Consider the following 20,694-nt stretch of genomic DNA (forward strand, 5'->3'; position numbering starts at 1 on the left):
GTTATATGTTATGTCAATGAACTTTGTTCTTTTCGCTTCATCAGGAATCTTAATCTGTCATCTTGTCCCTGATTTGCGAGTGCAAAAGTAAAAAGTTTTTCCTAAACTACCAAAACTTTTTTGAAGTTTTTTTTTAATTAACCACAAATCCGTTTTTAATATGTTTTTCACTCCTCTCCTGCGCTCCGAGATCTCTCGATTTCGGATTGCAAAGATAAGCAATCTTTTTAATCCTACAAGCCTTTTCTTATTTTATATTTAATAATTTTTAAACCATTAAATACTTACTAATTATTAACCTGTAACTCCTGCGCTGCTTATCTCTCAAAGCGGTGGCAAAAGTAGAGCTTCTTATCTCATCTCGCAAATATTAACCCAGTTATTTAAACATTATATCCTTATTAAGCTGATTTGTAGTAAGTTTAATTTTAATGTAATGACTACTTTAGTCTGAAACATTATTTCTGATTGAAAAAAAAAGGAACAAATAAGCGGTTTTAAAATTTCGAGTAGGAAAAAGCTTGGAATAATTACACCTTATTATAAAATTAAAGAAAAATAGAAGAGCCTGAAAGTATGTTTCCTGGCTCTTCTATAATATTGTAATTAAAATCTATTATTAGATTAATTGTTCTTGAATTTTACTTAATCACTTTTTTTGTTCTTAAACTTCCAGAATTTTCTGCTTTTATTATATATACTCCGTGGGGTAAAGTATTAGCCTCGATAACAATATTCTTTTCTTTTGAATATAGGTGACGAATCAATTTTCCTCCAGCATCGTATAATTCTACATTTCCAAGTTTTTCCGAAGATTGAACTACAAAACTTTCTCCGTTTCTGTAAACCTGGAACTCAGATTTTTTGTCATCAGCCACAGCTAATGTACCTTCTTTATATACAATTTCGAAACGGTTATTATTAGTTCCTTTAGTTGCTGTAAAAGTATAAATTTCATTGCTACTTAAATCAAAATATTGATTCAGCACTTTATCTCTTAAGTAAACTTTTTGATTAGTTTCAAAAATACCTTCCGGAGTTTGAAGTTTAATTTTGTAAGTTCCATTGACTGCAAATACATTTCCTAAAGTAATAAAATCGTCAGTTGAGAAGCTATTAACCTTACCTTGAATAGCTAATTTTCTTGCACCTAATATAGAATAAAATGAATCTGAACCTACAGCTAATAATTCCCCATCAAAATCGGTTTCATAATTATCGGTTGCTCCTTCGATATAACCTACAAGAATTGTATTAACCAAATTAGAAGGCGAAGTCATCGTGAGCCAGAATCTATTTTTTGGAGTTGATTTTTGGTAGAAATTACCATTATCCGTCACTCTGATATTATTACTAAAATCTAACGGCTGATCTCTACCTCCTGCTTTTGCCTGAATAATGAACGCCTGACCAACTTTGATTTTTCCATTCGGCACAATAGATCCATTGTAAGGATTTTCTGGATTATAAGTTGCCGGAGAACCTCCTGTTCCATTATAAATTGCATAATTGTTACCATTATATCCGGATCCAACTTGTCCAGGCGTATAACTGTTATTGGTCCAAAACCAAACCGTAGAATAGATTTTAGCAGAGTTCAATTGGTAAAATAAATCAAAATCAATATTAGATGGATAAGGATTTCCAACCAAATTGAATCCGTGATTAGCATCTGTCCATTTCAGGTTTTGATATTGGAGATTTCCGTTATTCGGAATTCCATTGAAATTGTATGTTTTGTTATAGCCATCAGTTCCAGCTTCTGCACGGATTGCATAACCTTTTCCTGTCTGGAATGTTGCATCGTTGGTTATTGTAAACTTATCATTCGACTCGTTATATTGTAAATAACCGTTTGCCGGAGTGTTCGGAGAGAAGCCATTTGTTCCTTTAATAGTCTGCCCACTAACTGGTGAACTCCAATAAACATAATCAATTGCAACAGCAGCATTGTTGTTCATATCTGTTACACTTCTCTGAACCTGGATATCGCCTTCATTGGTTACGTTATCAGTCTGAATCAAATTAGCATCACTTTCTATGATGAAATTAGCTGCAGATCCATTATTTGTAATTTTTTTCTTAACATTAACCGGGAAATTTGGTCTTACTCTCAAAGTTCCTCCTGCATTGACTGTCAAATCACAAACATCTAAAGCTCCATTTGTTTGAGTATTATAACTTCCTGCGATAATCACCTTACTTCCTAAAACCGGAGTTCCATTACTCCAAACATTGCTTGCCCAGGTATTTGCAGCTTCTTTGATTTGAGTTGCTTGTGTTGCTGTGTAACAAGTCTGCGTATTTTCCCTTACCTGACAATAAAATTGATAATTATTAAGACCATTAACATCACTTATCGTTAAAGTCTGAGTAGTTGCACCCGAATAAACACCACCATCTACAACTGCTGTCCAAGCACCTGTATTTTTCAACTCATACCATTGATAAGCCAATACATTACCTCCCACATAGCCTTCTGTTGCTGTAAGCGCTAAAGATGCGTTCACTATATCACAATTTACTACGTATGAAGGTTGAGCTGTAATTACCGGAGGCGTTCTAACCACAGGAGGCTCAGATGCCACATTAGCCAAACACTGTCCCGTTTCTACAACTTTGATAGTCCATTCTGATTCTACAAAAGTTGCTTTAGGAGATAAGAATGCATTTTTTCTTTTCAAATAATAACCTACATAATTAGGTGCTTTGAAATCATCAACCACAACAGAACCTTTTCTTAGCTGTAAACCATCATTTGCATTAAAACCGCCTGTGATACTTCCATTGCCTGTTGGTGCATATCCACAAGCCGATCCACTTACTCCAATTACAGCTAATCCACCTGCTGAAAGACTCCCTGATAATGTTCCATAACTTCCATAATCTACACCATAATCATTAGCTCTGTAGAAGCTATAATCAGCTAAATTAACAGTATCATTAGTTCCATTATAAATAGAAACAGTTCCTCCTGATCCGCCATTTTCGTCATACACTTCATATATAATAAGATCTGTTGCAATAGTACCAGAACCTGATCCTATTAACGCTTCACAACCTGAAGCATCTTCTTTGATTAATGTAAAAGCAGTCTCGGAATCACAATCTAAAGCCGTATCAACTACAATATCTCCGTCTGCTGTTACAGGAACAGTTGCTTTGATTTGTGTAGCACTAATATATTGCAGAACTGCATTTGCAGACCCAAACTTAACTGTTGAAGCAGCAGTGAAATCAGTTCCGGTAATTGTTACGATTGTATTGGCAGGTCCACTTATTGGGAATGCTATGATTGTTGCCGGAATACAACTACTAGCACAATATACTCTTACTGCATCTAAGAATCCTCTTCTTGTTGTTGAAATTGTTAATTGAGAACCAGTTGGTACATTTTCAAATTCAGCAGTAACAGTTTCAAAACCATCTGCCATTTTATTATTGTAAATTACATTTTTTGTAACACCATTTACTGCAATATTAAAACTGCCTTCAACAGTAGTCCATCCTTTTACATCTAGTTCAACAGTAATATTACCACTCACTTCTGTTAAATTTCTTGAAGTAATTGTTCCGCTAGTTGTCGTTCCAATTCTAATTGCGCCGCCTGCTTGATAAACAGTAGAAGTCGTTGGAAAATTGGTATTTCCTGACCATGCAGAACTTGATCCACTTGTACTTGTATTATTACCTGCTGTAATTGCATTAAAAGTTTCTTCAAAGCAAGGTCCAGTAATCACCGAAAGCGTTGCAACATTAGAAGTTTTGCTACCACAGTCATTACTTACAATGACGTGATACTTATATCCATTTTTAGACAATGGCACATTTGTAAGTGTCAATGTATTGCTACTTGTTCCTACATTTATCCAAGTCCCAGCCGCGCCTGTAGGACTTTCTTGCCATTGGTAAGTGAAGGGTGCAGATCCAGAAGCTGCTACTGAAAAGCTTGCATTAGCTCCAGTTATTATACTTTGGTTGGTTGGCTGGGTAGTGATAGTTGGCGCTGATAATATAGAAATTGGCTCTTGTGTTACATAAGAACCCGTGCTCCAGCAAAAACCATTATAAGCACGTACATAATAATTACCTGAGACTGTAACAGAATAAGGCTCAGACGCTGTAGAACCATCAGCAAAAACAACCGGATTAGCTGTAGATGTTCCTGTAGCTGCAGTCTGCCAATAAAAAGTAGCACCTGCCGTCATATTGGCTTCGTCTTGAGTTCCTATTTCATAAATAAGAACCGCAGTACTACAAACCGGATTTTCCAAAGGCGTAATCTCACCATTAGGAGTTACAGGAACCTGACAAGGTGTAGTTACTGTTCTCGGATTATTAGTAATTGTAGTTGTATTGTATATATAATTACTTGAACAGATATTATATTCATAAACTCTGACATAATATGTTGTAGATGGTGCTAAACCAATTATTGCCACATTATTCCCTGTTCCGGAATAAATAACTTGCTCTCCACCTCCGTAAACTGTATTAGCTAAAGGTAGAACATTAGAACTAACCGGATTTGTAAAGTTATTAATTGTATTAATCACCACTACTCTACCAATACCGTTACCTGCGGTTAAATTAACAGTCATTCCTGATGATGTAACCGAAGTGAATGACGCGACTGCTGATTGTGTGGTAGGTGCTAGACAAGCCGCTACACTTCCTGACAATGCGACCTCAGCATAATTTGCTTCAATAGCACTTCCTCCACTTACAAGAACTGTATCTGTATAATTAGCATTAGCTATTAAACCTGCTTTCAAACGGACATAGAATGTTTTAGAAGCGCCAATATAACTAGCTGGAAGTGCTATTGCATGACTATAAGGTCCTGTTGCACTTTCTGCAATTTCAAATCGGTCATCTATCGTTACCAATTCTACAGGATCGGTGTCTGTATTTTCCAAATCGCTACCATTCAATACAAAAGATTGTGCAGTAGAAGGACCGTTGCTTTCCACATAGTTGAAACCAGATAAAGAAGTTGGCGTTACTGTAAATTTAGGTGGATTTTTTATCCAATGAGCATACAAGGTTATTGTCGCACTAGAAGCTGAGTGAGTATAAGTAGCTCCTGCAGTATAGTCTGCTACAGTCCCTGCTGCCGTGGTTTTCCAACCACCAAAAGTATATCCTGCTCTTGTAAAAGCTGAACCATTATTTAGAACAAGTGTACCCGATTTAACGCCCGTAATTCCGTTATAGTAACCATCCTGGCTAGAAATTGTTCCCAACCCGCCATTATTATTGTAAGCAACATTAAATTTCCAGCGGGCATATATCGTAATATTACTACTTGGCATCGGTGCAGGTCCATAACTAGAACCCGGTGTATTGATGACACCTCCACTAACACCATTCGGAATACTGTACCAGCTTGCAAGCGTATAACCATTCTTGGCAAGCGTTGTAGGATTAGCTAATACAATTCCCGGACTTTGTCCTCCTGTAAAGTTATCGTTTGCAGGAATGGTACTTGCATCACTAGTATTATCATTACCATTATAAGTAAGCGTATAAGTAACAGGCGCAGTAACTGCACCAGCAACAGAAACATTTCCTGTAGTTGCCCCTGTACTAGCATTGGATACATAAGTTGTTGCACCTCCATAAGTCGCGGCAGTTAATCCACTTTGTAATCTGACATATACTGTTTGCCCTGCAGAAACATTCCCTTCTGCAGCCGTATAAGAGATAGTACCTGCGTAAGTACCTGTTGCTGTTTTTGAAACTTCAAAATTTGTAGGTGCAGTCACGGTAACCCCTGCTGTTAAATTAGTACCTTTTAAATTATAGGATTGTGCTGCTGAAGGACCTGAACCTTGAGAATAGTTTAACCCTGTTATAGAAGTGGGCGTAAGTGTAAGAGTTGGAGTAGCAGTAACCGTTAACTTATATAAAGTAATATCTTGCTGACTGCCTGTATAACAAGCAAATCTAGGAGCACTTGTATTGTATTGTAAGGATCTACCGCTAACTCCGAGATTCTGAACACTGAATGTTCCACCAGAATAAGTAAAACTCCATCTTTGATTATTAGTAGTTGCAGTAGATACAGCTTGAACATTATTACTACTACCTGTATAAGATGCAAAAACATTGGCATCTTCATTATATATAGACTTTCCTGTTCCGTTAGTTTCTATTTTCCAAACAATTGCCTTAGAAGGATTAGTAATTGTGGTTCCTGAAGTTGGAGATATAGATGTATTCGCAAAAAATGTCCCGTTATGAGTATTATTCATTGCCTGAGTTGTACCATAAGCTACAACATAATAGCCATCAGTAAAACCTGCAGCAGCAGTAACTTTGGTAAACGTCCCAGTTCCAGAATATTGAGCGATAGCTTTCCCTCCAATTAAAAGTAAAAAGAAAAGTAAAAAAGCCTTGATAGACTTCCAGAGAAAATATGTTCTCAGAGAGAATAAATTTTGATCCATAGCATTTGTTTTCATTAAGCAAGCAAATATAACCGCATAACTAAAACAAACACCTGAGTTTTAAAATGTTAATATAAATGTAAAAATACTGTCAAAATCGCATCAATTTTGTGGATAAAGCTTATTTGTTAAAATTCCATTTTCCAAAATTTTACAAACACTTAACTTTTAGTTTACAACTGCTTAGATTTTGGATTAAACAACTCAACCGAGTAATTACCAGAAAACTACTTGATTACCATCATCTGGCTATAAAGATTTTCCAGATGCAGAATTTTTGTAAAAGGGCTTTTTACTTTTTCCAATTCTTCTTTGGCGTGGATGTAGCTGTATCGGGAAGCGATGTTGTGCATATTAGAAACCAGCACCAGCCAGCATTCTTTCGCCTTGCTGTTGTATAGAGGATATTTGGTATTCTTCTTTTCGATGACTTCCAATATTTTGTCAGAATGCAGCTCATCAAACAGAGATAACTGATACTCCAAAAACAAAAGAACGCCTTTCTGGTGGGGCGTTCTTCTGATATGTTTTACGAATTTGGTTTTTTTGTTATTTGTAATCGCAGACGAGATTTCTTTAATCAATTGCTCAGGTTGCTGGTAAAAATCTTCCTGTATATAATCTATATTAAGATGATAAATGCCATAAAGACTCTTATATTCTGCCAAAAGCTTTTCTACGGTGCGAAAGATGTGATTAATATAACTCTCCTTTTTTTTAAGCTCAAAATGGTTAATAATCTCCGAAACTTCTATCCCAATCTGCTTTCCTTTATAATTGATGATAAAATCCGGACTCTCGCCTGTCAGGTTTTCGATTTCCATTTCAGGATAATGCTGGAAGAGTGTATCTAGTAACAGCAATTCTGTTTTTTTCTGATATTCCTCGCGTTCGTGCAGTTTGGCGTTGCTGATGGAGTTATACCATTTGACTAAATTGTCTGACTTGTCACCGTTGGAAGCAACGCAAATCTCCAGATTTCTATTAAGGTCTTCACAATAAATCATCTTCGTATTATTAGAAATTAAACCTTTTTAAATTTAATAAATTATTGATTACAAAACACTTATATGAATTAAATTTAACAAAAAAGAAACAAGATTTAAGACATAAGATTCAAGATTGAGCTATTTAAAATTTCTTTTAAAGCTTCACAAACAAGCAATGGAAGCCCAATAGCACCATTCCAACTTTGATTTTTTGAACATTGTAAGTGTATAATCTATGGTACAAAAAACTAATTATTATATTTGCAGGCATATAGACGACCTTAAAAAAAATTTACTACACTAATGGATTTTAAAAACTTTAAGATGCCTTACAGCATCAATCCAGATTATTCCAAAAAAACGGCTTATTTCTCTATGGAGTTTGCCATAGATCAGGCCCTGAAGATCTACAGCGGCGGACTAGGTTTCCTTGCAGGATCTCATATGAAGAGTGCCTACAATCTGAAACAAGATTTTGTTGGAATCGGGATTCTTTGGAAATATGGTTATTATGACCAAAGCAGAAATATGGATCAAACCCTGAATCCAATCTGGACAAAAAAAATGTACAGCTTCCTTGAAGATACGGGCATCAAATTCCAAATCGAGATTCATAACGCTCCGGTTTGGGTAAAAGTTTGGTATCTGGCTCCGGAGACATTCAAAACTTGTCCTATGTTTTTCTTGAGTACAGACGTGCCGGAAAACGATCATTTATCTAAGACTATTTGCCACAAATTATACGACGCCAACGAATCTACCAAGGTTGCACAATATATCCTTCTAGGAAAAGGTGGTGCAAAATTATTGGATGAGATGAATTTCCACAGAGAAGTTTATCACCTGAATGAGGCGCACGGCTTGCCAGCAGCATTCTATCTTTTAAGAAAATATGGTGGCAATCTGGCTAAAGTGAAAGAAAAATTAGTTTTCACAACCCACACACCAGAAGAAGCTGGAAATGAAAAACACAATATCCACCTTTGCCACGATATGTCTTATTTCTGTGGTTTAACCATCGATGAAGTTAAAAGAATCGAAGGTGTACAGGATGACAGATTCAACCACTCGCTTTGTGCTTTGAGAATGTCAAGAATTGCGAATGGCGTTTCTCAATTACACGGCGTAGTTTCCAGAGATATGTGGAACAAATATGACGGAATTTGTGAAATCAAGTCTATTACCAATGCTCAGGAGTTCGGTTATTGGGGCGACAAAGCGCTTTATAAGCACAAAGAAAATAATGACGCTGCAGAGTTTGACATCAGAAAAGCTTATCTTAAGAAAAGAGCATTCAGAATTGTAGCAGATCAGACAGGCAATATGTTTGATACCAAAGTTTTGACCATCGTTTGGGCAAGACGTTTTGCAGGTTATAAAAGAGCAGACCTTTTATTAGCTGACAAAGAACGTTTCAGAAGAATGTTGGAGAACAAAGAGCATCCGGTTCAAATCATCTGGGCAGGAAAACCTTATCCAATGGACTATGGCGCAATTTCTACGTTCAACAATTTGGTTGAGGAAAGCAAAAACCATAAAAACATGGCCGTTCTTACAGGTTATGAGTTAGCTTTGAGTAAGGCTTTGAAACAAGGTTCTGACATTTGGTTGAACAACCCAAGAGTTCCAAGAGAAGCATCCGGAACCAGTGGAATGACAGCATCTATGAACGGTTCTGTCAACCTTTCTACAGACGACGGATGGATCCCAGAATTTGCAAAACACGGCGAGAACTCTTTCGTGGTTCCAAAAGCAGATTACGATAACTGGCCAGTTGTAGAACAAGATAATTTTGACCTTAATAATCTTTATGATGTTTTGGAAAATGAGATTATCCCAACATACTACGAGAAGCCAGACCAATGGAGAAAAATCGTTCATAACGCTATGGATGATGTGAAAATTCAATTCGGAAGTGATAGAATGGCAGATGAATATTACAAATTACTTTATTAAGTATATAAATCTTAATTTCCAACCCCTTCAGAGTTTAAAACTTTGAAGGGGTTTTTATTTGAAGAAAATTTTTAATTTAGTTTTCAGAAACTTATTAACTATGATCTTCGATTTTTTGTTTCCCAACCGATGTTTGGATTGCAATCAACTGATTGACAAAAGGAAAATCGTTTGTGAACTATGTCAGGATAAAGTCAATTTTTCCAATCATAATTACTTTGGGAATAATTCTTTGATGGATAAAGCAGCATTACAGATTCCTGTTGAAAATGCCTACTCGCTGTTGTATTATGAAAAAGAAAGTCTGGCCCAGAGAATCATTCATCAACTTAAATATAATCACAGAGAAAAAATCGGAAAAGTCTTAGCTAAATGGATTACTGAGAGAATTGATTTCAGTAATAGCAAACCTGATTTGCTCGTAACAGTTCCGCTCCATTATAAGAAATTAAAACAACGTGGTTATAATCAGCTTCATCTTTTCGGGAATGAGTTATCAAAGCATTATAATATTCCTGTTAGTCATACTTTATTAAAAAGAATCAAACACTCCCGAGCTCAGGCAAAGAAAAATCAAAATGAAAGACTGAAAACAAAAAATGCTTATCAATTGACACAAAATATCAATGATAAGCATATTCTTTTGATTGATGACGTTTACACAACCGGAAATACAATGTCGAATATCGCGTGGGAAATTCTCAATAATTCCAAAAATGTAAAAATCAGTATTTTGGTAATGGCGATGGACGTTTGATTAGTTATGAATTATAATTTATGCGTTTTTCAAATCATTCATAATTCATAGCCAATAACTCATAATTACCTTTGAAGTTTTTCTCCGTAAGACAAATCGCCTGCATCGCCCAAACCTGGCGTGATATAACCTTTTGAAGTTAAATTTTCATCCAAGGCACCAATCCAGATTTTCGCATCAGGATAAGCTTTTTCGATCGTTTCAACTCCTTGTCTACTTGCGATTGCTGCAACAATATGAATAGAGGTTGGTTTTCCGTTGGTCAACAAATCTTTGATTGCCTCAATCAAAGAAGCGCCAGTCGCCAACATCGGATCAGCAACGATTAACGGGCGTCCATCTAATTTCGGACAAGTCAAATAATCTTGTTTGATAGAAAAATAATCGTTTGCATCATGCTTTCTATAAGCAGCAACAAATCCACAATCCGCTTTATCAAAATAATTAAGAATTCCTTGAAACAAAGGAACTCCAGCTCTCAAAATCGTTGTGATTACAGGCTGTGTTTCGATTTCTTTTACCGTGATTTTATCAAGAGGTGTTGTAATCTCAATTTCTTTTTGGTCTAATGTTTTACTGATTTCAAAAGCCGCAATTTCTCCGATTCTTTCCATATTTCTACGGAATTTCATTCGGTCTTGCTGTACTTCAACGTTTCTAAGATCATTAATCCAAGAATTGACAAGAGAGAATTGATTTGATAATATTGTTAACATTTATGCTGTATTAGTATTTTAAATTTAAGAAATTAATGCAATAAAAACCCTCTCAGAATAAATTCTGAAAGGGTTGAATTTTTATTTTTGTCTAAAGTAAATTTCGATTGGAACACCTGTAAAGCCAAAGTGTTTTCTCAATTGATTTTCCGTGAAACGCTTGTACGGTTCTTTCACATATTGCGGAAGATTACAGAAGAATACAAATTGCGGCGATGGCGTTGGCAGCTGCACACAATATTTGATTTTCACATATTTTCCTTTGATAGCTGGTGGCGGCATCGCTTCAAAAACAGGAAGCATCACTTCATTCAGTTTTGAAGTTTTGATTTTCTTAGCTCTATTATTATAAACCTCCATTGCAACCTCAACAGCTTTCAAAATTCTCTGCTTCGTTAAAGCTGAAACAAATAAGATTGGAATGTCTGTAAACTGTCCGATTTTATGTTTGATAGCTGCTTCAAAATCACGAGTTGTGTTGGTGTCTTTCTCAACCAAATCCCATTTGTTCACAACAATCACGATTCCTTTTCTGTTTTTTTGAGCCAGACCGAAAATGTTCATATCCTGAGATTCCCAGCCCAAAGTTGCATCTACCATAATGATGACAACATCGGAAAACTCGATAGAACGGATTGAACGCATTACGGAATAGAATTCCAAATCCTCGTTCACCTTAGATTTTCTTCTCATTCCAGCAGTATCTACCAACACAAACTCGTGTCCGAACTTGTTATACAAAGTCTGGATACTATCTCTAGTCGTTCCAGCAATATCTGTCACAATATTTCTTTCTACATCAAGTAAAGCATTAGTCAAAGTTGATTTTCCAACGTTTGGACGACCTGCGATGGTGATTTTTGGCAACCCTTCGAATGGATCTTTGTAATCTGTTGTCGGGAAATCGTTCACAACATCATCCAGCAATTCTCCAGTTCCGGAGCCTGTTGCAGAAGATAAAGTATAATATTTTTCAACGCCTAATTGATAAAACTCGGTTGCAGGTAATTCTTCTTTTGAAGAGTCTACTTTGTTCACAACCAAATAAAGCGGTTTGTTGGCTTTTCTTAAAAGTTCATAGATTTCTTGGTCTGTATCGGTAAGACCTTCTTCCACATTTACCATAAAAATGATAGACGTAGCTTCGTCCACAGCCAGCTGAACCTGTTTACGAATCTCCATCTCGAAGACATCCTCTGTTCCTACATCATAACCTCCTGTATCGATTACAGTGAAGTCTACGCCGTTCCAATCGGATTTTCCGTAATGACGGTCACGTGTAACGCCTGCAGTAGAATCTACAATAGCTTCTCTTCTTTCTAATAATCGGTTAAATAATGTGGATTTTCCTACGTTGGGGCGCCCAACGATAGCGACAATGTTTGACATAAATTTGTTTCTTTTTCTTTAAAAATTAGGAGATTAAAGAATGTTGAGATTCAGAAAATGATGGTAGGATCCTATTTTAATTTCTACTTACAATTTTTCAAATCTCTCAATCTCCGAGTTTTTAAATTCTGATTAAGAATGGGTTACTTCGACTTTCGAAGCCCAAAATTTTTGCAAATATACGTTTTTTGGTTGATAGTTGATGGCTGTTTGTGAATCGTAAGGGTCGAATTGCCAACTAGCCCCGATAGTAGCGGCATCCTTTTTCTTTTTTGCAAAAAAAGAAAAAGATATAGCGGATAGCGGGATTAAGCTCCTAAAACAAGATGAAAAATTGGAAAGCTTTTTGCAATTGTATCTTAAAATCTGAACTATGAAAAAAGTATTAATTGTTTTGCTGATGATATTTGTTATCATTCAGTTTTTTCCGATTGACAAGACGAATCCTACGACTAATCAAGGAATGGATTTTCTGAAAATCAAAAACACGCCTGATCCGATTGCAAAAATCATCGAAAATTCTTGTTACGATTGTCATTCCAATGAAACGAAATATCCTTTTTACAGTAACATCCAGCCTGTTGCGTGGCTGTTGAAAAATCATATAGAAGAAGGTAGAAAAGGACTTAATTTTTCTACTTTTGCAACGTACGAACCAAAGCGGCAAGCGCACAAAATGGAAGAAGCGGCTGAGTATGTGGAGCAAAGCAAAATGCCTCTGGAAAGTTATCTGCTTGGTCATTCTAATGCCAAATTGACTGACAGGCAAAGAAAAGAACTCGCCCAATATTTTAGAAAAATACAGAAAGAAACGGAAACCAACCCATTATGACGACAGATATCTCAGTTAATTTGAAAGATAAATTCATTGTTTTTTATGATGGTGAATGTGGATTTTGCAATCATTGGGTGCAATGGATTTTGGAACGGGACAAAAATGATAAGTTTTTGTTTTCATCGTTGCAATCTGAATTTGGACAAAAATTTTTGAATGAGAGAAATCTTCCGAACAAAGTTTTTGACACGCTTTATCTTTGGAAACCTGAGAGTTTTTATTTGTCCAAATATCAGGCGATTTTAAGAATTGCGAGTGAATTGGGCGGCGTTTATTCTTTGGCAAATATTGGGAAGATCCTGCCAGATTTTATCGGAAATCAATTTTATAATTTGGTTTCCCGAAACAGAAAAAAGTTAGCCGAAAACCAATGTTTTTTACCCAATGCTGAACAGCGAAAAAAATTTATAGAAACATAAGAAAAGCCATCAAAAGAGATGGCATTTCTTTAAAGTTAGTTTGTAAAAAAATTGGCTCAGATTATGATTCTATTTGCAAGAGTTATAGCTTACAATTGTTGAAGTTTAAAGCGCTGATTTTCTTATAAATCTGCAGTTGTTAAAATTCGGAGAAATATCTTCTCAATAGATTATAAGTTTATTGTTTATATTTGCAATATTATGGAATATAATACCGACAGAACACAACTACTAATGCCCGAATATGGGCGCAACATACAACAGCTCGTAGAGCATTGCAAAACGCTGCAGACCAAAGAAGAAAGAAATGAAATGGCGCTTGCAATTATCGAGTTTATGGGACAAAGAAACCCACACCTTCGCGACGAAGAAAACTACAAACATAAACTTTGGGATCACCTCTTCATTTTGGCAGATCATAATCTGGATGTAGATTCTCCTTATCCAATATTAACCGCAGAAGAACTTATCACAAAACCAAGGAAAATGGATTATCCATCTTTGGAAAATGATTATAAATTCTACGGAAAAAGTATTCTTCAGCTCATAGAAACTGCAATTGCTCTGGAAGAAGGTGATGAGAAAGATGCCCTGATTCAGGTTATTGCCAACAACATGAAAAAGTCCTACAATGTGTATAACAAAGAACACGTGCAGGATGATGTGATTTTCCGCCATCTGAAAGAACTTTCTAAAAACAGACTAGACCTTACAGGTTTGGATTCTCTGGACAAAAGTAAAATCTATTATGCAACCAACAGGAACAATAACAACAATAATAATAGAAACAACAACAGAAATCAAAACTATAACAACAATAATAGGAAAAATAATTTCCAAAATCATAAAAATAAAAGAAGATAAATGGACGGTGCTTTCGAAATAAGAGGAGGAAAGAGATTGAGCGGAGAAATCACGCCTCAAGGTGCAAAGAATGAAGCTTTGCAGATTCTTTGTGCAGTTTTGCTGACTGAGGATGAGGTAAGAATTGATAATATCCCTGACATCAAGGATGTGAATAAGTTGATTGAGATCCTTCAGGACTTCAACGTCAAAGTAACTAAAAACGGTAAAGGCGATTACACCTTCAAAGCAGATGAAGTTAACTTCGATTATATTAAATCTAAGGAATTCAAAAAAGACGGTGCTAAGCTAAGAGGTTCCGTGATGATTTTGGGTCCAATGTTGGCGAGATTCGGTGAAGCTTATTTGCCAACGCCAGGTGGTGACAAAATCGGAAGAAGACGTTTGGATACACACTTCCAAGGTTTTGTAGAATTGGGTGCTGAATTTTCTTATGATGAAGAGGAAGCATTCTACTCTTTGAGAGCCAAAGAATTGACTGGGAAATTCATCCTGTTGGAAGAAGCTTCTGTAACCGGAACGGCCAATATCGTGATGGCAGCTGTTTTGGCAAAAGGAAAAACCAGAATCTACAACGCTGCTTGTGAACCTTATCTTCAGCAATTGTGTAAAATGCTGAACAGAATGGGCGCCAACATCACAGGAATTGGTTCTAACCTAATTACTATCGAAGGAGTTGACAAACTACACGGAACAGAACATACAATGCTTCCGGATATGGTGGAAATTGGTTCTTGGATTGGATTGGCAGCAATGACAAAATCTGAAATTACCATCAAAAACGTGAACTGGAATCAGTTAGGTGTTATTCCAAATACTTTCAGAAAATTAGGAATCGAATTGGAGCAGAGAGGAGATGATATCTATATCCCTTCTCAGGAAAATTATAAAGTACAGAAATTCATCGATGGTTCTATCTTAACCGTTTCAGATGCGCCTTGGCCAGGATTCACGCCAGATTTGTTATCCATTATTTTGGTAGTGGCAACTCAGGCAAAAGGTTCAGTTTTGATTCATCAGAAAATGTTCGAAAGCAGATTATTCTTCGTTGATAAATTAATCGATATGGGCGCACAAATCATCCTTTGTGACCCGCATAGAGCAACAGTTATCGGGATGAACCAAGAAACACCTTTACGCGGAACTACAATGGTTTCGCCAGACATCAGAGCTGGAAATGCCTTATTGATTGCAGCACTTTCTGCGGAAGGAAAATCAGTAATTCAAAATATCGAACAAATCGACCGTGGTTATGAGAATATCGATGAAAGACTAAGAGCGATTGGTGCCGATATTAGAAGAATCTAGTTAGAACTTTCGTTTTAGAAATTAGAATCTAAATTTATGATATAAAAATTAAAGGAAGCTCATTAAGAAGCTTCCTTTTTTTGTAGAACGTCTATTCTGCTGCTCAGCAATTTATATTCTCTCAGATAGTTTTCTATCTTTTCGATTTGGTCTTGACTAATGTTCAAAAGCAGTTTCACATTTCCGAAATTGCTTCCATTCAGATATTCGATGTTAGCATTTACGATTTTGTAACTCACATTGTAATGATTGTAAATCGTGTAAAGTAGAATGTCAAATCTGATTTTCCCGTTCAGTTCTATTTCAAGGATTATTTGTTTCGTCGATTTCGGAAAAAAAGTTTTGCCTGTAGTTTCTTGTTTGTAAATCATAGTAATATTTTGGTATTTGGTGAATTATTTAAGTTTATTTTGGATTGGAACAACAATGACCTGGAAGATGTAACAGCCGACACAGATTTTTAAAAAACTTTCCAAAGCCGCCAGAAGAATCAACATTAATCCAAATCCTAAAGCAACATTATAAAATCCGGTCAGCATCAATACAACAATTGTCAGCGTAAAGATTGATCCCAATGTCGCAGCAAACCTTTTCGGAGCTGCAAAAATCGGTTTTGGTTTCAATCCTGATATTTTTAAAATCGATTTTGAAAAAAGGGCTAAAGGCGAAAATAATAAGCCAGAAGCCCTAATAATAAAATCAAAAACTAAGAGCAATAATAAATACGGCCACTCAAAAAACAGGGATACAGAAACCACGACAATCACAAAAAATGCGGTTAGTCTTACGGTATTTTCGTCTGTATAATATTTTTTCGTTTGATCCATATTTGAAATTTTTAAAATAAAAAAAGCTCCATCGGTAAGATGAAGCTTTATGTCATAGCCTTCTCACCGCACTCTTCAGTTCGTATTACACATCATCATCTGTGAGAAAATCTGTTTCATTATTTCTTAATTACAGTGCAAATATATAAATTATTTAATTCCCACCAAATTAGTATGAATTATTTTTAAAAAAATTATTCTAACTGTCCTACTTTCGTCAGTTTTTCAGAAGCAGCCAAACCATTGGGATTGCATCCAGGTTCACCTTCAGGGACTTTAAGATTTTTATCTTGATAGAATTTTTCCCAAAATACATTGGTTTTTCCAGTTTTTGGATCGATAAAAGTCATCGGCTCTAATTTGAAAATCTGATTTTCACGAAAAGCACGTTCTACAAAATCAGAGCAGTAATACGAGTGTTCATCCAAAATGTAATTGAAGTTATAGGGCTTTCCAACCAAAGTTTCAGCTTTGGAAATCGAATTGGGAATCGATGAATGAAATTCTGATTTTAATCTGTAAACATCAATTTTTTGTCCCGATTTGGTTTGTTCTTTTAAGAAATGATTGAGTTTCTGCTTCTGAGAACCGCCTTTCGGTGCAGCGTGAAGCACGTAAAGATGATGGTCTTCTTTTTTCACAATTCCGATGTGGTCGTAGGACGTTTTCTTCTCTGTTTGCGTGACATTATTAATCGCACCCGACAATCCGGATTCTACAGCAGGAACGAAAAGCAAATCACCGTTTTCCAAAATAGAAGTGTTGTAAGTTTTGCAGCTTGTTAAAAAAAACAGCGCAAAAATAAGGTAAACTGAATTACTTTTTATAATTCTTTTCATACATCGCAATCCATTCGTCCACAGATATTTTCTGGCAAAGCTCACCCAACAAATCATAAGTAATATCCTCCACTTTTTTGAATCTAATGCAAGATTTTCCCATATCTAATTTCTTTTTAGAATGATTTGGAAACTCATTCACAAACCAATCTAAAATCTTTTGGTCTGCGTAAACTCCCATATTGTAAAAAGCGATAAAATTCTTTTGCGAAGCTACACTTATGAATGGCAAAGGCGTATTTTTTGCGCAATGATAGCCCGCTGGATAAGTTTCCATAGGCACAACCCAAGTGACCATCCCGTATTGCATTGTCTGCTGGAAACCTTTTGGAAGATTACGATCAACAGTTTCTAATAACTTTCTGAAAGCTTCTCTTCGTTCTTCAGGTATTTGGGAAATATATTCTTCTACAGTGTCAACAAAAATCTGCATATGATTATTTTTTTAAGTTTTATTGCAAAGTCACAAATATAAATTAAAATCGAATTATTATTAAGTCACAAAGTTTTCAGATTGACAAATTGGCGACTTAAAAACACAATATTTTAAAAAATTTAGCACCTATACGATTAAACAAAATCCAATTATTTTAAATCAAAAATACTATTTTTTTTATTGAAAATTTAAAGCTTATTTTTGTACTTCAAAGTTAAATTATAATGCCGAAAATATCGCAAAGAGCGCAGCATATGCCTGCATCACCTGTTAGAAAATTAGTCCCGTTTGCCACTGCTGCAAAACAAAAAGGAATCAAAGTTTATCACCTGAATATTGGTCAGCCAGACATTGAAACGCCGCAAACGGCTTTGGATGCTGTAAAAAACATCGACTTAAAAGTTTTGGAGTATGCACTTTCAGAAGGTAATCTGGATTACAGAATTGCGCTTAGAGATTATTACCATTCATTAGGATTCAATGACCTTACAACAGATAATTTCATCGTTACCAACGGAGGTTCTGAAGCTTTGAATTTTGCTATTTCTACACTTTGTGATGACGGCGACGAAATCATTATTCCAGAACCTTATTATGCTAATTATAATGGATTTGCTGGAACATTCAACATTAATGTAGTAGCAGTTCCATCAACCATTGATACTGGATTTGCGTTGCCTTCAATTGAAGAATTTGAGAAAAAAATCACCAATAAAACCAGAGCTATCGTCGTTTGTAATCCTGGAAATCCGACAGGTTACCTTTATTCAAGAGAAGAACTTCAAAAACTGGCAGAGATCGCAAAAAAACACGATATTGTTATTATTTCTGATGAAGTTTATAGAGAATATGTTTACGACGGAGAAAAGCAAATCTCAATGTTCGAATTTCCGGAAGTTGCAGACAATGTTATCGTTATCGATTCAGAATCAAAGAGATATTCAATGTGTGGTGCAAGAATCGGATGTTTGATTACCCGTTCCAAAAAAATCCACGATGCTGCAATTCTTTTTGCTCAGGCTAGATTAAGTCCAGTTCTTTTAGGACAAATCGCTGCAACGGCTGCTCACAAGAACGATGCAGAATATATTGCTAAAGTTAGAGAAGAATATACCGAAAGAAGAGACCTTTTGGTAAGCTTATTGAATGAGATTCCTGGAGTAATCTGTCCAAAACCAAAAGGCGCATTCTATTGTGGCGTAGAATTGCCTGTAGATGATACAGAAAAATTTGCACAATGGCTTTTGGAAAGTTATTCTAATAACAACGAGACAGTAATGGTTGCGCCAATGGGCGGTTTTTACAGCAACCCGGAATTAGGAAAAAAACAAGTAAGAATTGCGTACGTTTTAAATCAAAATGACCTTAGAAGAAGTGTTGAGATTTTGAAAGATGCGATTGAAAAATACAATACAGAATTTGCTTAAAATTAAATTTCGAAATGATGAAAATAATTAAAATTGGCTTTATACTTTCAGCGCTTTCACTTTTCTTATTGAATTGTAAAACTGCAGCTCAGAATACAACTATCACATCAGTTTCTTACACACATACTGCTGGAAGAGGCGGCAGAACTTTCATCAACGCGACGAAAGATTCTTTGGAATCCAATAAAACTGGCGGAAGGTTTGAAGATTATCCGGTTTTCAAGAAAAAAATCGATAAGAAAGATTGGGACAAAATAGTTTCTGATATTAATATTTCTCTTTTGGAAAAAACACAAAGTGGAAAAGCACGTGGATATTATGACGGACCAGACCATATTTTCCGAATAACAACTACTGAAAAAGAATACGAATTGATTAATGTTCCTGAAAATTCCGAAGGTTATAAGCAAATTGAGAAGCTTAAAAATAATCTGGATAATCTTCTTAAAAAATATTAATGTCAATCCAAGAAAACGTTTCCTTAAAGTCTTTCAATACTTTCGGAGTCGATGTTTCAGCCAGATATTTTGCAGAAGTCAATTCGGTAGAAGAACTTATAGAAACGCTCAAACTCTCAAACGCAAAAACTCTCCCACTGCTTTTCCTTGGTGGTGGGAGCAATATTTTGTTTACGAAAGATTTTGAAGGATTAGCTATTCGGTTAAATCTGAAGGGAATCAGCGAAGAAATTATCGACGACAATCAAATTCTTGTTACAGCTAAAGCGGGTGAAAACTGGCATCAGTTTGTGATGTTTTGTTTGGAGAAAAATTATGGAGGATTAGAAAATTTATCATTAATTCCTGGAAACGTCGGAACTTCTCCAATGCAGAATATTGGTGCTTACGGAACAGAAATAAAAGATGTTTTCGGAAGTTGCAAAGTTCTGAATCTGGATAACTTTGAGATTGAAACTTTGAACTCAGATCAGTGTAAATTTGGTTACAGAGATTCGATTTTCAAGCAGGAAGGAAAAGGTCAATATGTGATCTTGGAGGTGACTTTCATATTAACAAGACACAATCATAAAATCGATGTCGAATATGGCGCAATTCAGTCAGAATTGGAAAAATTAGGAATTATTAATCCAACCATTCAGGATGTTTCGAAAGCTGTCATCAACATTAGACAAAGCAAATTGCCAGACCCAAAAGTGATTGGAAACGCAGGAAGTTTTTTTAAAAACCCAACAATTTCGCTTTCACAATTTGAGGCTTTAAAACAACAATTTGAAAATATCCCAGGCTATCCGAATGGTGATTTTGTTAAAGTTCCCGCTGGTTGGTTGATAGAGCAAGCTGGCTGGAAAGGCAAACAAATCGGCAATGTAGCATCCAACCAATTGCAGGCTTTGGTCATCATTAACGCCACTGGAAATGCAACCGGAAAAGAGATTTTTGATTTCTCGACGATGATTATTGATTCAGTAAAAGAAAAATTCGGAATTGAATTGGAACGAGAAGTCAATATAATTTAAAAT

General features: G+C 35.7%; 17 protein-coding genes. 9 read left to right on the forward strand and 8 right to left on the reverse strand.

What is annotated here, in order from left to right; translation table 11 throughout:
- Positions 1 to 641: 641 nt before the first annotated feature.
- Together BUR19_RS16225 and BUR19_RS16230 are read right to left on the reverse strand one after the other, a co-directional pair.
- Entirely contained in the window at positions 642 to 6,452 is a 5,811-nt protein-coding gene (locus BUR19_RS16225; RefSeq protein WP_175565926.1) for an InlB B-repeat-containing protein, read from the reverse strand.
- A 227-nt stretch (positions 6,453 to 6,679) separates the two neighbouring features.
- Positions 6,680 to 7,459, reverse strand: coding sequence for a hypothetical protein (locus BUR19_RS16230; RefSeq protein ID WP_074236532.1), 780 nt, complete (start codon positions 7,457 to 7,459; stop codon positions 6,680 to 6,682).
- A 285-nt stretch (positions 7,460 to 7,744) separates the two neighbouring features.
- Here BUR19_RS16230 and glgP point away from each other — a divergent pair, with 285 nt between their 5' ends.
- Positions 7,745 to 9,397 carry an alpha-glucan family phosphorylase gene (glgP, locus tag BUR19_RS16235; protein ID WP_074236533.1) on the forward strand — a complete coding sequence of 551 codons (1,653 nt, stop codon included), beginning with the start codon at positions 7,745 to 7,747 and terminating at the stop codon, positions 9,395 to 9,397.
- Between the two features lie 100 nt (positions 9,398 to 9,497).
- A complete protein-coding gene (locus BUR19_RS16240; protein ID WP_074236534.1) occupies positions 9,498 to 10,154 on the forward strand; it encodes a ComF family protein in 657 nt (218 codons plus the stop codon).
- 65 nt (positions 10,155 to 10,219) lie between these two features.
- On the opposite strand, the gene upp is transcribed toward BUR19_RS16240, so the two are convergent.
- Together upp and der are read right to left on the reverse strand one after the other, a co-directional pair.
- Positions 10,220 to 10,870, reverse strand: coding sequence for a uracil phosphoribosyltransferase (gene upp, locus BUR19_RS16245; protein ID WP_074236535.1), 651 nt, complete (start codon positions 10,868 to 10,870; stop codon positions 10,220 to 10,222).
- Positions 10,871 to 10,951: 81 nt separating this feature from the next.
- The gene (gene der / locus BUR19_RS16250; protein ID WP_074236536.1) at positions 10,952 to 12,259 is read right to left on the reverse strand and encodes a ribosome biogenesis GTPase Der; all 1,308 of its coding nucleotides are present in this window, start codon (positions 12,257 to 12,259) and stop codon (positions 10,952 to 10,954) included.
- A gap of 373 nt (positions 12,260 to 12,632) precedes the next feature.
- On the opposite strand from der, the gene BUR19_RS16260 reads away from it, so the two are divergent.
- The 4 genes from BUR19_RS16260 (at position 12,633) to murA (ending at position 15,685) form a co-directional block, all read left to right on the forward strand.
- A complete protein-coding gene (locus BUR19_RS16260) occupies positions 12,633 to 13,091 on the forward strand; it encodes a heme-binding domain-containing protein (RefSeq protein ID WP_074236538.1) in 459 nt (152 codons plus the stop codon).
- Entirely contained in the window at positions 13,088 to 13,513 is a 426-nt protein-coding gene (locus tag BUR19_RS16265; protein ID WP_074236539.1) for a thiol-disulfide oxidoreductase DCC family protein, read from the forward strand. The genes BUR19_RS16260 and BUR19_RS16265 overlap by 4 nt, the downstream gene beginning before the upstream one ends.
- Before the next feature lie 201 nt (positions 13,514 to 13,714).
- Positions 13,715 to 14,377, forward strand: a complete 663-nt coding sequence (locus BUR19_RS16270; RefSeq protein ID WP_074236540.1) for a DUF4290 domain-containing protein — start codon at positions 13,715 to 13,717, stop codon at positions 14,375 to 14,377.
- Positions 14,378 to 15,685: a UDP-N-acetylglucosamine 1-carboxyvinyltransferase gene (gene murA / locus BUR19_RS16275; protein WP_074236541.1), complete on the forward strand. Its 1,308-nt coding sequence runs from the start codon at positions 14,378 to 14,380 to the stop codon at positions 15,683 to 15,685.
- Between the two features lie 62 nt (positions 15,686 to 15,747).
- Here murA and BUR19_RS16280 read toward each other — a convergent pair whose 3' ends face one another.
- The 4 genes from BUR19_RS16280 to BUR19_RS16295 all read right to left on the reverse strand — a co-directional run bounded on the left by BUR19_RS16280 (position 15,748) and on the right by BUR19_RS16295 (position 17,784).
- Positions 15,748 to 16,056, reverse strand: coding sequence for an NIL domain-containing protein (locus BUR19_RS16280; protein ID WP_074236542.1), 309 nt, complete (start codon positions 16,054 to 16,056; stop codon positions 15,748 to 15,750).
- A gap of 24 nt (positions 16,057 to 16,080) precedes the next feature.
- Positions 16,081 to 16,512, reverse strand: coding sequence for a DUF4395 domain-containing protein (locus BUR19_RS16285; RefSeq protein ID WP_074236543.1), 432 nt, complete (start codon positions 16,510 to 16,512; stop codon positions 16,081 to 16,083).
- Between the two features lie 194 nt (positions 16,513 to 16,706).
- On the reverse strand, positions 16,707 to 17,351 hold the full coding sequence (locus tag BUR19_RS16290; protein WP_083600809.1) for a YiiX/YebB-like N1pC/P60 family cysteine hydrolase: 645 nt from the start codon (positions 17,349 to 17,351) through the stop codon (positions 16,707 to 16,709).
- Complete coding sequence (locus tag BUR19_RS16295) at positions 17,329 to 17,784, reverse strand: DUF1801 domain-containing protein (RefSeq protein ID WP_074236544.1); 456 nt, start codon at positions 17,782 to 17,784, stop codon at positions 17,329 to 17,331. The genes BUR19_RS16290 and BUR19_RS16295 overlap by 23 nt, the downstream gene beginning before the upstream one ends.
- 227 nt (positions 17,785 to 18,011) lie before the next feature.
- On the opposite strand from BUR19_RS16295, the gene BUR19_RS16300 reads away from it, so the two are divergent.
- Genes BUR19_RS16300 through murB form a run of 3 tightly spaced genes read left to right on the forward strand, consistent with a single transcriptional unit; the run spans position 18,012 to position 20,691 of the window.
- Positions 18,012 to 19,214, forward strand: coding sequence for a pyridoxal phosphate-dependent aminotransferase (locus tag BUR19_RS16300; RefSeq protein ID WP_074236545.1), 1,203 nt, complete (start codon positions 18,012 to 18,014; stop codon positions 19,212 to 19,214).
- A gap of 14 nt (positions 19,215 to 19,228) precedes the next feature.
- Positions 19,229 to 19,672, forward strand: a complete 444-nt coding sequence (locus tag BUR19_RS16305) for a hypothetical protein (protein ID WP_139297397.1) — start codon at positions 19,229 to 19,231, stop codon at positions 19,670 to 19,672.
- Positions 19,672 to 20,691 (forward strand): UDP-N-acetylmuramate dehydrogenase, encoded by a 1,020-nt coding sequence (gene murB, locus BUR19_RS16310; protein ID WP_074236547.1) that lies wholly within the window; start codon positions 19,672 to 19,674, stop codon positions 20,689 to 20,691. The genes BUR19_RS16305 and murB overlap by 1 nt, the downstream gene beginning before the upstream one ends.
- The last annotated feature ends 3 nt before the right edge of the window (positions 20,692 to 20,694 follow it).

The organism is Epilithonimonas zeae, assembly GCF_900141765.1.
Lineage (GTDB): Bacteria > Bacteroidota > Bacteroidia > Flavobacteriales > Weeksellaceae > Epilithonimonas > Epilithonimonas zeae.